General features: G+C 62.0%; 11 protein-coding genes. 4 read left to right on the top strand and 7 right to left on the bottom strand.

Translation table 11 applies throughout. The features are described 5' to 3' along the window. Positions 1–11: 11 nt before the first annotated feature. Positions 12–1,283 carry a pyridoxal-phosphate-dependent aminotransferase family protein gene (locus ACUN9V_RS01130; protein WP_445510027.1) on the bottom strand — a complete coding sequence of 424 codons (1,272 nt, stop codon included), beginning with the start codon at positions 1,281–1,283 and terminating at the stop codon, positions 12–14. A gap of 256 nt (positions 1,284–1,539) precedes the next feature. On the opposite strand from ACUN9V_RS01130, the gene ACUN9V_RS01125 reads away from it, so the two are divergent. Beyond that, entirely contained in the window at positions 1,540–2,241 is a 702-nt protein-coding gene (locus ACUN9V_RS01125; RefSeq protein WP_445510026.1) for a GntR family transcriptional regulator, read from the top strand. Positions 2,242–2,255: 14 nt separating this feature from the next. Here the strand turns inward: ACUN9V_RS01125 and mtgA are convergent, their stop codons facing one another. Beyond that, positions 2,256–2,963, bottom strand: a complete 708-nt coding sequence (gene mtgA, locus ACUN9V_RS01120; protein ID WP_445510025.1) for a monofunctional biosynthetic peptidoglycan transglycosylase — start codon at positions 2,961–2,963, stop codon at positions 2,256–2,258. A gap of 251 nt (positions 2,964–3,214) precedes the next feature. On the opposite strand from mtgA, the gene ACUN9V_RS01115 reads away from it, so the two are divergent. After that, positions 3,215–4,039, top strand: a complete 825-nt coding sequence (locus tag ACUN9V_RS01115; protein WP_445510024.1) for an alpha/beta hydrolase fold domain-containing protein — start codon at positions 3,215–3,217, stop codon at positions 4,037–4,039. Between the two features lie 49 nt (positions 4,040–4,088). On the opposite strand, the gene ACUN9V_RS01110 is transcribed toward ACUN9V_RS01115, so the two are convergent. The 3 genes from ACUN9V_RS01110 to ACUN9V_RS01100 form a co-directional block, all read right to left on the bottom strand. Then, positions 4,089–5,030 (bottom strand): ABC transporter substrate-binding protein, encoded by a 942-nt coding sequence (locus ACUN9V_RS01110; RefSeq protein WP_445510023.1) that lies wholly within the window; start codon positions 5,028–5,030, stop codon positions 4,089–4,091. A gap of 339 nt (positions 5,031–5,369) precedes the next feature. Further along, the gene (gene fghA, locus ACUN9V_RS01105; protein ID WP_075562742.1) at positions 5,370–6,227 is read right to left on the bottom strand and encodes an S-formylglutathione hydrolase; all 858 of its coding nucleotides are present in this window, start codon (positions 6,225–6,227) and stop codon (positions 5,370–5,372) included. 146 nt (positions 6,228–6,373) lie between these two features. Next, complete coding sequence (locus tag ACUN9V_RS01100) at positions 6,374–7,483, bottom strand: S-(hydroxymethyl)glutathione dehydrogenase/class III alcohol dehydrogenase (RefSeq protein ID WP_445510022.1); 1,110 nt, start codon at positions 7,481–7,483, stop codon at positions 6,374–6,376. 182 nt (positions 7,484–7,665) lie between these two features. Between ACUN9V_RS01100 and ACUN9V_RS01095 the strand changes: the two genes are divergently transcribed. Beyond that, entirely contained in the window at positions 7,666–8,574 is a 909-nt protein-coding gene (locus ACUN9V_RS01095; RefSeq protein WP_445510021.1) for a LysR substrate-binding domain-containing protein, read from the top strand. Between the two features lie 19 nt (positions 8,575–8,593). Here the strand turns inward: ACUN9V_RS01095 and ACUN9V_RS01090 are convergent, their stop codons facing one another. Both ACUN9V_RS01090 and ACUN9V_RS01085 read right to left on the bottom strand, forming a co-directional pair. After that, complete coding sequence (locus ACUN9V_RS01090) at positions 8,594–9,328, bottom strand: Crp/Fnr family transcriptional regulator (protein ID WP_445510020.1); 735 nt, start codon at positions 9,326–9,328, stop codon at positions 8,594–8,596. 109 nt (positions 9,329–9,437) lie between these two features. Further along, entirely contained in the window at positions 9,438–10,817 is a 1,380-nt protein-coding gene (locus tag ACUN9V_RS01085; RefSeq protein WP_445510019.1) for an L-serine ammonia-lyase, read from the bottom strand. Between the two features lie 141 nt (positions 10,818–10,958). Here ACUN9V_RS01085 and ACUN9V_RS01080 point away from each other — a divergent pair, with 141 nt between their 5' ends. Beyond that, positions 10,959–11,906, top strand: coding sequence for a LysR substrate-binding domain-containing protein (locus ACUN9V_RS01080; protein ID WP_445510018.1), 948 nt, complete (start codon positions 10,959–10,961; stop codon positions 11,904–11,906).

The raw sequence follows: 11,906 nt of genomic DNA, 5'->3' as shown, positions 1-11,906 counted from the left end.
GCGATCTCCTGTCAGGCGCGGACGGCACCGGCCTGTGAGTGACCCTTCGATTCAGCCGCCGCCAGTTTGCGCGCCGCCGGCGTGCCGGGCGCCGGATTGTCGGCGAAGAAATCCAGCGCGGCCTGTACGCCGCTGCCGAACAGCTCGACGCCACAGAGCTTGAGCCCGGCTTCGCAACCGCCAAGAGTGGCGATCAGGGTCAGGTCGTTGCAGTCGCCGAGATGGCCGATGCGGAACATCTTCCCCTTGGCCCTGCCGAGTCCCGTCCCCAGCGACAGATCGAACCGGTCGTAAATGGTCCGACGAACCTCGTCGGCGTCGATCCCCTCCGGCATCACCACGCCCGTCAGCACCGGCGAGTAGAGCGCGGGCTCCTGGCACTGTATTTCCAGCCCCCAGGCATTGACCGCGCGCCGGACGCCCTCGCCCCACCGCTCATGGCGGGCGAAGACCTGGTCCAGCCCCTCCTCCAGCAGCATGTCCAGCGCCTCGTTGAGACCGTAGAGTAGATTGGTGCTCGGCGTGTATGGCCAGTAGCCGTTGGTGTTGCCGGCGAGAATCTCGTCCCACGCCCAGAAGCTCTTAGGCATGAGGGAGCGCTGGCTGGCTTCGATCGCCTTGGGCGATAGCGCGTTGAAGCTGATACCCGGCGGCAGCATCAACCCCTTCTGCGAGCCGGAAACGGTGACATCGACGCCCCACTCGTCGTGGCGATAGTCGGCACTGGCCAGCCCCGAAATGGTATCGACCACCAGCAGCGCCGGATGCCCGGCGGCATCGATGGCCCGGCGGACGGCGGCGATATCGCTGGTGACGCCGGTGGAGGTCTCGTTATGCACGACGCACACCGCCTTGATCCGATGCTCGCGATCCTCGCGCAATCGCTCTTCGATGAGCTGCGGCTGCACTCCGTAGCGCCAGCTCTGCGACGCCGGCAATGACAGGAATTCCGGCTCGAGTCCGAGGCGCAGCGCCATCTGCTTCCACAGCGAGGCGAAGTGGCCGGTCTCGAACATCAATACCGCGTCCCCCGGACTCAAGGTATTGGAGAGCGCCGCTTCCCAGGCGCCGGTGCCCGATGCCGGATAGATGATGACCGGATGTTCGGTCTTGAAGATTTTCTGAATGCCACCGATGACCTTCAGACCCAACTCGCTGAACTCGGGGCCACGGTGATCGATGGTCGGCAGGCTCATCGCCCGCAGAATACGATCCGGCACCGGCGACGGCCCGGGTATCTGCAGAAAATGGCGGCCCGAGGGGTGTTGGTCGAGATTGAGCATGGCGGCATCTCCAGGAGTGAAGCGGGAGCCGCCTCACGTTGTTTTAGCACCCAAGTGGTTTCTGTCACCCAAATGGTTTTTTGCATTCATTACGCAATATGCCGAATAATTGCCCGCCGACAAACCTCGACATAGGTCGAAGGCCGTCATACGACAGGGCGCTGGCGCCAGTTCCTGCCGATGGAATGCGATGGAGCAGTAGTCAGGGCCGAACGCTTGCGATAGAAAGTAGAGAAGACCGATCAGGGTTCAATGCATGCAGACATTCAATGACGATGACACCACGCTCGAGACGGCAGTGCGTCCGATGCGCATTCAGCGCGCTGCGCTTCACGACAAGATCGTGGAGCGGCTGCACGATCTGATTACCGAAGGTGATCTCAAACCCGGCGAGCGCATCAACGAGCGCGAGCTGGCCGATCGGCTGGCGGTGTCGCGCACGCCACTCAGAGAGGCGCTGCGTGTGCTGGCGGCCGAGAAACTGGTGACGATCTCGCCCAACTACGGCACCTTCGTGACCCGCATGACGCACCAGGAAATTCACGACACCTTCGAATTGATGAGCGCGCTGGAGCGTTTTTCGGGCGAGCTGGCATGCCAGCGCATCACCGTGGAGGAGCTGGCCGACGTTCGCGATGCCCACGAGACGATGCTGGGCTACTGGCAGCGCCACGACCTGCCTGCCTACTACCGTGCCAACCAGCGCATTCACGATCTGATCAATCGCGCCGCCCGTAACGAGGCCCTGCGCCAGACCTATCTATCGCTCAACCGGCGCCTTCACCCGCTGAGACTCTCCTCCAATCGCTCGGAAGCCAAGTGGCGCAGAGCGGTGGAAGAACACCGCGAGATGATGGCCGCACTGGAAGCGCGTGATGGATCTGTGCTCGGCGCCCTCATGGAGCGCCACCTGCTGGAGAAACGCGACGCGGTGCTGGCCGACCGGGCAGATGATTGAGCCAGCCGATGGAATCAGTCGAGCCGCTGAAGAAAATCGATACCGCCGAGATTGCGCATCTGACGCTGTATCCATGCCGACCGCTGCTGGACGTGCGCGGAAGGCCGAGAAGCGCTCCAGCCTCGCGGGTTGGGCAGTATCGCCGCGAGCCGGCTGGCCTGGGAGACGCTGAGATTGGCGGCAGAGGTGCCGAAATAGTGCTGCGCAGCGGCCTCCAGCCCGAACACGCCCGTATCCCACTCGGCGATGTTGAGATAGACCTCGAGAATGCGTTGTTTCGGCCATAGCGCCTCGAGCAGCAGCGTGAACCACGCTTCCAGCCCCTTGCGAATCCAGCTGCGCCCCGTCCACAGAAAGAGATTCCGGGCGGTCTGCTGGCTCAGGGTGCTGGCGCCACGCAAGTCGCCACCGTCCGACCAGCTCGTGATCGAGCGCTTGATCTGCGACACATCGAAGCCCCAGTGATCCGGGAAGCGCTGATCCTCCCCCGCCATCACAGCCACCTTGGCATTGTCGGAAAGTCTGGACCACGGCTCCCACTGCTGTTCGATGGCCAGATTATCGCCGTCAAACCACGAGCTGACCTTGCGCTCGACCATCACCATCGAGCCGAATACCGGCACGAAGCGAAATACCAGCACCAGGAGTATCGATAACCCCACGAAAGCGCCCATGGCGATCAGCAAGTAGCGTAGGGACGTGCGCAGCCAACCGGAAGGCATGGACGAGAGCTCATGGTCGAGAGAACGGGGGGCTAGTATAACAAGGGCATGACGGGATTGGGCCTATCGCCTGAGCGCTGAGGGAGAGACTGTCGCCAAGGCCTATTTCTAAAGCCCATTTCCCGGGACACTTTCCCAGGTCCATTTCCAAGGTCCATAGCCAGATCCATTTCCAAGGTCCATCTCAAAGGTCCATCTCAAAGGTCCATCTCAAAGGTCCATCTCAAAGATACATCGACAAGGAAAGCTCCATGCCTATCGAAGACTTCATCCGGGAATTCAGCCCGGCCGACAAGAGTGGCGATGAATCGCTGTCGGCAAGACGTCAGGCGTATGAGGCGCTGCATGCACGGCGTCGAGTCGCCGATCCGGCCGGCATGCAGTTCGTCGACGAACGTCTGGCCGGTGTCGCTGTGCGACGCTTCCTTCCGGTTAGCCGCGCCGAGGGTAGCGTGGTCTTCCTGCACGGTGGCGGCTGGAATCTGGGCTCGGTGAATAGCCATCACGGCGTCACCGCAGATCTGGCCAAACGCCTGCGGCGCGAGGTGGTGAGCGTCGACTATCGGCTGCTGCCCGAAGCGAACTACGCCGAGGCGCTGGCGGATTGCCGTAGCGTGGTCGAATCGCTGGTGCCCGTTGCCGTGATTGGCGACAGCGCCGGCGGACGGCTGGCGATCGATATCGCCCATACCAGCGAGTGGAAAGGACTGCTCGGCCTGATCTATCCGGTGGTGGGGACGCCGACGCTCGATAATCTGGGTGAGGATGCGCCACTGCTGTCGCGCGCCGATGTCCTGTCGCTGTGGGCGATGACCACACCGCACCTGCCAGACGTGCCAGCCGACCGGCCTCCGACCCTGGCCATCGAGGCGCTATCCGCCGAGCGCGACCCGCTGACCCGCCCGCTGGAGCGCGCCGTTCTGGCCTGGCGAGAGGCGGGGGCTGCGGTCGGTTACCGCCGTGCGCCCGGCATGGTACACGGCGCGCTACATGGCCACGCCGAGCTGCCGGCAATGCAGAACGCCTGGCAGGATTTCTGCCAGGCGCTGGCACGACGGCTCGGTAGCGAAGCGTAGATGCGGGTCGGGTTCAGCTGTCAGCCCGTCGTCAACTAATCATCCATCGTCAGCTATCCAGCTGCGCCTTGACGGCATCGATGGCCGGTTTGCCATCCTTTGTCGTCACCCCGTCCAGCCACTGGGCCACGATATCGTAGTGATCGTGAATCCACTCGCTGGCGACCTCGTCGGCGGATCGCTCTTCATGACTGTACTGGTAGACCCAGTCGTTCTGAGCCTCGATATCGACCTGATATTGGGAGAGGAAACGATAGAGATTGGCATCCTCCGCCTCGAGGCTAGACGGGACCACGGTCCAGACCGTGCTGAGAATATCCGCCGTGCCGCTATCGTCGGAATCCTTCAGATAGTAAAGATCGTAGCTGACGTTCATCCAGTGCGGTTCCCAGCCGACGAACGTCACCCACTGCTTATCGCTGATTTTCTGATCGGCATAGGCCAGCATGGCGGCCGTCGAACTTTCCCGCAGCTGCCAGTCGCCCAGCCCCGCCGCATCCTTGTCGATCGCGGCGAGAATGGCGTCATTGATGCCGGTACCCGCTTCGATGCCCTGGATCTCGCCGTCGAAACGATCCTTGTAACGGTCGAGATCGGCGACGCTGTCGACGCCCGCTTCATGAACGTATTCCGGAACGACCAGCCCCGAGTTGGCGTTGCTGATGTTCTTGGCGACCTTGTCGACCTTGCCGTCGGCGACCAACGGATCGATCATCTCCTGCTCGATCGGATACCAGCCGCCCAGATAGACATCCAGATCGTCGTTGGCCAGCCCGTTGAGAATGACGCCCACGGCCAGCTCGTTCTGCTGGGTCTGGTAGCCCATGGCCTCGAGAATCTGCGTTGCCACTTCCGACTTCACCGTCACGCCCGGCCACGGCGGCACACCGAAGCGCACGGTATCGAGATCGGCCTGCGCCGAGCCTGCAGCGAAGAGAGTCAGCGGCAACGCCGCGGTGAGGACGTGGCGTTTTATGTTCGAATGACTCATGAAGCGTCTCCCTTGATTTGTTATCGAATGGAACTCCTCCTCTACTCTGACGAGTTAAGACGCAATGATTTGACCGCAAGCGACGGATGCTATGCATCAACCGCCATCGGCGATCGATAGCAAGCATAGATAGGAGGAATGGATGGGAGAAACGGATAAGCAGAACAGACAGGTGGAGCGGATAAGCGGGAGAGACAGGAGAGACAGAGTAGAGATAGGCGGGTAACGGCCTCACCGGGCATTGCTGGTCGCCGACTCTATGGGGAAGAAAGACGACTCGCCTGAAAGTGCGGACTCAGGCGAGTCAATGTCATCGGACCTATCGCGTCGGACGCACCCTCAGCGCTTGGCGTGCAGCCTTTCAGCGTGATAACGCAGGTGCTCGTCGATGAAGCTGGCGACGAAGAAATAGCTATGGTCGTAGCCGGGATGGCGGCGCAGGGTCAGCGGGTGGTCGTGCTCCTCGCAAACCGCTTCCAGCCGCTCGGGCTTGAGCTGTTCTTCGAGGAAGTTGTCCGCCTCGCCCTGGTCGATGAACAGTGGCTGACGCGACGACCCCTTGGCGACCAGTTCGCAGGCGTCGTACTGGGTGCGCAGGCCGATATCCTCGCCCAGATAGTTCTCGAACGCCTTCTGGCCCCACGGCACCTGGGTCGGGTTGACGATCGGCGCGAACGCCGATACCGCGGCGTAGCGCCCCGGCTGACGCAGGGCCAGCACCAGCGCACCGTGGCCACCCATGGAGTGACCGCTGATCGATTCACGACCGTTGACCGGAAAGTGCAGCCGCACTACCGAGGGGAGTTCCTCGGTGACGTAGTCGTACATCCGATAATGCTTCGACCACGGTTCGCGCTTGGCGTTGAGGTAGAAACCCGCGCCGGAACCGAAATCATAGCTGTCGTGCTCACCGGGCAGGTCCAGTCCGCGCGGGCTGGTGTCCGGGCAGATGATCGCGATACCCAGCTCGGCCGCGGTCTCGAGCGCCCCGGCCTTCTGCATGAAATTCTCGTCGTTGCAGGTCAGACCCGACAGCCACCACATCAGCGGCACGCGATCCTCCTCGGCCTGGGGCGGCAGATAGATCGCGAAGATCATGTCGCAATCCAGCGCCCGGGAGTAATGCTTGTAGCGCTTGACCCAGCCACCGAAACTCTTGGTGGCCGAGACCAGCTCCAGCTGTTCGCTCATCGACATGACGTTCTCCTTGGCTTTCTATCCATGCGCCCCGAAACCGACGCCTGAAATACTCTTCATGCACCCCGGAACCGGGCTTTTGCGCTTTTGATCTGCGCTTTTGATCTGCGCTTGTAGCTCGTGACTCGTAGATCGCGGCTCGTCGCTCAAAAATGCAGAACGGTGCGAATGCTCTTGCCCGCGTGCAGCAGGTCGAACGCCTCGTTGATCTGATCGAAAGGCATGTCGTGGGTAACGAACTCGTCGATCTTGATCTCGCCATCCATGTAACGCTGAACGTAGCCCGGCAGTTCGGTGCGGCCCTTGACGCCACCGAAGGCGGAGCCTTTCCAGACCCGACCGGTGACCAGCTGGAACGGGCGCGTAGATATCTCTTCGCCGGCACCGGCGACACCGATGATGATCGACTCGCCCCAGCCCTTGTGGCAGCACTCCAGCGCCGAGCGCATCACGTTGACGTTGCCGATGCACTCGAACGAGTAATCGACGCCGCCATCGGTCAGATCGACGATCACCTGCTGGATCGGATCGCTGTAATCCTTGGGATTGACGAACTCGGTGGCACCGAACTGACGCGCCAGTTCGAACTTGTCCGCATTGACGTCGATGGCGATGATGCGGCCGGCCTTGGCCATCTGCGCGCCCTGAATCACCGCCAGGCCGATCGCGCCCAGCCCGAATACGGCGACGGTCGCGCCTGGCTCCACCTTGGCGGTATTCAGCACGGCACCGATACCAGTGGTGACGCCGCAGCCGAGCAGGCAGATCTTGTCCAGCGGCGCTTCCTTCGACACCTTGGCCAGCGACACTTCCGGCAGCACGGTGTACTCGGAGAAGGTGGAGGTCCCCATGTAGTGATGCAGCGAGGTGCCGCCTTGCGAGAAGCGCGTGGTGCCATCCGGCATCAGGCCCTTGCCCTGGGTCGCGCGGACGGCGCTGCACAGGTTGGTCTTGCCGGACAGGCAGAACTTGCACTTGCCGCACTCGGCGGTATAGAGCGGAATGACGTGATCGCCGGGTTTCAGGCCGGTGACGCCCTCGCCGACTTCCTCGACGATGCCAGCGCCTTCATGGCCGAGCACCGAGGGAAACAGGCCCTCAGGGTCCTTTCCGGACAGCGTGTAGGCGTCGGTATGGCAGACACTGGTGGCGACGATGCGCACCATGACTTCGCCCGCCTTGGGGCCCTCGACGTCGATCTCTTCCAGCGAGAGCGGCTTGCCTGCTTCCCAGGCGATTGCGGCACGAGATTTCATCAGCTTGTCTCCGGTTGAGCTTGAAGGCTTGGACTCTACGGTTCGCCCGTCGTTCGATTGATGACAGGACGAGCGGTTTTGATTCAGTCTAGGCGCTCACCGCTCAGCAATAAACCCGGCATTCGACACATGATTATTGCTGTGTGACAACAATCTGGATGACGAGCCGCAAGGTAAACAACATGTCACGATGGGAAGGAATCGAGGCGTTCGTCGCAGTGGTTCGCCTGGGCACGTTCTCCCGCGCCGCCCGGTCGCTGAAAGTGTCCAATTCCCACGTCAGCCGCCTGGTCAGCCAGCTGGAACAGACGCTGGGCACCCCGCTGCTCTACCGAACGACGCGCCAGATACGGCTAACCGATGGCGGCGCAGTCTACTATGAACATTGCCGATCGCTACTCGATGGTTTTCAGGAAGCCGAGGCCGCGCTCAACGAACTGCAGTCCCAGCCGCGGGGCCGCCTGGCCATCAGCTGCGCAACGACCTTTGGTGAGCGCTACATCGCCCCGCTGGTCAACGACTTTCACTGCCGCTATCCGCAACTCGACGTGCGTCTGCACTTCACCAACCGTACGGTCGAACTGATTGATGAAGGTTTCGATATCGCGATTCGTATGGGCGTGCTCAAGGATTCGAGCCTGCTGGCCCGGCGTCTGTGTCAACGCCGCGAGTACGTGGTCGGTTCTCCCGAGTACTTCCAGCGACTGCCGACGCCGCACAGCCTGTCCGAGCTTGCCCATCACAACTGTCTGATCGGGTCGCGCGACAGCTGGCTGTTCCGGGTCGAAGGGCAACGGCGAGAGATTCGCGTATCGGGGAATTGGCGCGGCAATTCGGGGCCGGCGCTACTGGACGCCGCCTGCAAGGGGATCGGGCTGGCTCAGCTACCGGACTACTACGTGGAAGCGGCGATCCAGCAGGGAGAACTGACGGCCGTGCTCGATCGCTATCAGTTTACCGACACTGCGGTATGGGCGGTCTATCCGCGCCACCGCCAGCTCTCTTCCAAGATCCGTCTGCTGATCGATTTTCTGTCGGCGCGCCTGCCGGAAGAGATTGCCGGGGGCAGTCCCGCCCGGCCAGCACCCTAGGCGCGCTGACCGCGTCGTGTCAGTGGTTGAAGAAGTGATCGATCCCGTCGTTGAGATAGGCGTCGCCGAACTCGGCTTCGCGAGCGAGGGCACCCGGATCGGGCAACTCGATGCGCTGACGCGAACGAAGCAACAACCCTTCCTCGCGGAACGCGGTCAGCGTGCGGCTGACATGGACCGACGACAGCCCCAGCGCATCGCCCAGATGCTGCTGGGATAGCGGCAGACGGATGCTGTTGCCTTGGCGGGCCTTGGTGCGATCCAGGCGCACGTACATCTCGTAGATCAGATGGGCCAGACGCTGACGCGCGCTGCGCCGCGCCAGATTGACCAGACGTTCGGTCAGCAATGCCTGCTGATGGGACGAGATCGCGAAAAAGATCGTCGACAGCGTCAGCGACTCGCGAAATACATTGATCAACCGTCGGTGGGGGAAGTGACAGACAACGCCGTCTTCCAGCATGGCGACGCCGGTGAGACGTTCCTTGAAGGCGAATTCTCTGAGACCGATGATGTCGCCGGGGAGATAGATTTCCAGAATCTGCCTGGAACCATCTTCCATATGGCGAAAGGAGTAGGCCCACCCTTTGCTGAGGGTACAGAACTCGCGTGCGGAATCCCCTTCCTGCCACAGAATCTGGTCGGCGGAGACCTCCGTCGGACTTTGCTCGAGATCGGCCAGCAGGGCCTCGTCATTCTTGGACAGCTCACCGTAGTGTTTGAAATGACAAACAATGCAACTGCCTTGGCTCATTATCCCTGCCCTTATCCGTACTTTTTGGCGACCACGTCACCGTTTCTCAAGGGAGTCGATATTGACACAGCCAGCCGTGATTGTCCTTATCGCGGGCGTGTCAAAGCGCTCAGCATTCGATGGTATTGACGGCCAATCCGCCCCGGGACGTCTCCTTGTATTTATCCTGCATGTCGCGCCCGGTGTCACGCATGGTTCGAATCACCTTGTCGAGGGAGACGAAATGCTCGCCGTCGCCACAAAGGGCCATCTGCGCGGCGTTGATCGCCTTGACGGAGGCAATGGCATTGCGCTCGATACAGGGCACCTGAACCAGCCCGGCAATGGGATCGCAGGTCAGCCCCAGATTGTGTTCGAGGCCGATTTCGGCGGCATTCTCGACCTGGGCCGGCGTACCGCCCATCAGCTCTGCCAGACCGGCGGCGGCCATCGCGCAGGCCGAGCCGACCTCGCCCTGGCAACCGACCTCGGCGCCGGATATCGAGGCGTTGGTCTTGCACAGAATGCCGATCGCCCCAGCCGTCAACAGGAACCGGACCACATCTTTCTCGCAGGCTCCCGGCTGAAACTTCATGTAGTAGTGCAGCACCGCCGGCACGATCCCTGCCGCCCCGTTGGTCGGCGCGGTGACCATGCGACGTCCGGCGGCGTTCTCCTCGTTGACGGCCAACGCGAACAGGTTGACCCAGTCCATCGCCGAGAAGGTGCTCGCGATCAGACTCTTCTCGCCCTCCAATGCGATCAGGCGCCGATGTAGCGCCGGCGCGCGACGCCTCACATTGAGCCCGCCCGGCAGCACGCCGGTCTGATCCAGGCCACTGTCGACGCAGGCTTTCATCGCCAGCCAGATATGCCACAGGCGATCCCGGATGTCCGATTCATTGCGCCAGACCTGCTCGTTGGCCAACATCACATCGCTGATGGAGAGACCCTCGCGACGGCAGATAGCCAACAGCTCGACGGCATTCTTGAACGGATAAGGCAGCGTTACCGCAGGCGTTAGCGAATCGCTGCGAGCGGCCCGGTCGGCATCGACGACGAAACCGCCGCCGATCGAGTAGTAGGTATTTTCATAGACGAGGCCCTGCTCGTTGTGGGCGCTCAGCTTCAATGCATTGGTGTGATAGTCGAGAATCTCGTCGCACCATTCGATATCCCGAGCGGCATCGAACGCGACGCCATGAATACCCGCGAGCTTGAGGTTGCCGTCGCGCGACAGAGCGCTCAGCCTGAGCGCCAGCGCGTCCGGGTCCACGCTGAGCGGGCGCTCCCCCATGAGGCCTCCCAACACGGCGCTATCCGTATTGTGCCCTCGTCCGGTGGCAGACAACGACCCGTAAAGCGTGACCGAGACTCGCGTGACGGCCATCAGCAGCTCGCGCTGGCGCAGCGTCGCCACGAAATCATGCGCTGCCTGCATCGGTCCGACCGTATGCGAGCTGGAAGGTCCGATACCGATCTTGAACAGATCGAACACGCTGAAAGTCATGCGATCACCTTTGAGGTCGGTCCTGCGCCATGAACCGTCGTTCTCGGAACAGGCGCACGATATAGTTTGACTTCAGTGTGCTCGGCGTATACTGCAGAAACAATCGATAAAAACTGCCAAAACCTATAGCCTTACTAAACCATGATGCAACCAATCAATGCCCAGACGCATGCCTGGCTGAAAGTCTTCGCCGTGAGCGCCCGCCACCTGTCGTTCACGCGGGCGGCGGAAGAGCTTCACGTGACGACCGGTGCGATCAGTCAACAGATCAAGCAGCTCGAGGATCGCCTGGGATTTCGTCTGTTCCGACGTCTGCCGCGTCGGCTGGCGCTGACCGAGGAAGGAGAACGTCTGGCCCGAGTGGTCGCCCAGGCTTACGACGCCGTCGGGCTGGAGGTCGACCGGCTCCGCGGCGGAGTCATGAGCGGCGTATTGCGGCTGCGCTGTCTGCCCTCGTTTCTAGCCAAGTGGCTGATGCCGCGCTTGCCGCGATTGCAGGCACGCTTTCCCGATATCGATCTTCATCTCAGCGCCGAGGACAGCAACCTGTCGCTGCTCGATGGCGGTTACGATCTGGCCATCGATCTCAACGACGGTCACTATCCGGGGCTTCAGACCACACCGCTGATCGACGAGAAGATCTTTGCCGTCTGTGCGCCGCAGCTACTCAGGCGGCGCCCCCCGCTCACCCACCCCGAGGCGCTGGGTTACTATCCGCTGCTGCATGACGTGACGGCCTGGCGAGGCAGCCATGATTACGCCGAATGGGAATATTATCTACAGGCGATCGGCGGCGAACGCGTCAACGTGCGTCGTGGCTATACCTTCAATCGCAATCAGCTGACGGTGGAGGCGGCGATCGCCGGCATGGGGGTCGCGATCGCACGACGGACCCTGATCGGCGACGAACTCGCCAGCGGACGCCTGATCGCGCCGTTTGCCGGTTCGGTGGCGACCGGCAAACGTTATGGGCTGGTCTACCCGCAGGGTGCGCTGGACGACCGCCGGCTCCAGGCCGTTCACGACTGGCTGGAAGAGGAAGCGCGACGATCTCAGGATATCGCCGCGCCAGCCGGCAACGTCGACTGA

It is taken from the genome of Salinicola sp. V024 (assembly GCF_052645315.1).
This window is presented reverse-complemented; position numbering and strand designations above follow the sequence as displayed.

What these genes read in the sequence shown, in the direction of transcription:
- ACUN9V_RS01130 (WP_445510027.1), bottom strand. Translation starts at nt 1,283, where the DNA reads ATGCTCAATCTCGACCAACACCCCTCGGGCCGCCATTTTCTGCAGATA.
- ACUN9V_RS01125 (WP_445510026.1), top strand. Translation starts at nt 1,540, where the DNA reads ATGCAGACATTCAATGACGATGACACCACGCTCGAGACGGCAGTGCGT.
- mtgA (WP_445510025.1), bottom strand. Translation starts at nt 2,963, where the DNA reads ATGCCTTCCGGTTGGCTGCGCACGTCCCTACGCTACTTGCTGATCGCC.
- ACUN9V_RS01115 (WP_445510024.1), top strand. Translation starts at nt 3,215, where the DNA reads ATGCCTATCGAAGACTTCATCCGGGAATTCAGCCCGGCCGACAAGAGT.
- ACUN9V_RS01110 (WP_445510023.1), bottom strand. Translation starts at nt 5,030, where the DNA reads ATGAGTCATTCGAACATAAAACGCCACGTCCTCACCGCGGCGTTGCCG.
- fghA (WP_075562742.1), bottom strand. Translation starts at nt 6,227, where the DNA reads ATGTCGATGAGCGAACAGCTGGAGCTGGTCTCGGCCACCAAGAGTTTC.
- ACUN9V_RS01100 (WP_445510022.1), bottom strand. Translation starts at nt 7,483, where the DNA reads ATGAAATCTCGTGCCGCAATCGCCTGGGAAGCAGGCAAGCCGCTCTCG.
- ACUN9V_RS01095 (WP_445510021.1), top strand. Translation starts at nt 7,666, where the DNA reads ATGTCACGATGGGAAGGAATCGAGGCGTTCGTCGCAGTGGTTCGCCTG.
- ACUN9V_RS01090 (WP_445510020.1), bottom strand. Translation starts at nt 9,328, where the DNA reads ATGAGCCAAGGCAGTTGCATTGTTTGTCATTTCAAACACTACGGTGAG.
- ACUN9V_RS01085 (WP_445510019.1), bottom strand. Translation starts at nt 10,817, where the DNA reads ATGACTTTCAGCGTGTTCGATCTGTTCAAGATCGGTATCGGACCTTCC.
- ACUN9V_RS01080 (WP_445510018.1), top strand. Translation starts at nt 10,959, where the DNA reads ATGATGCAACCAATCAATGCCCAGACGCATGCCTGGCTGAAAGTCTTC.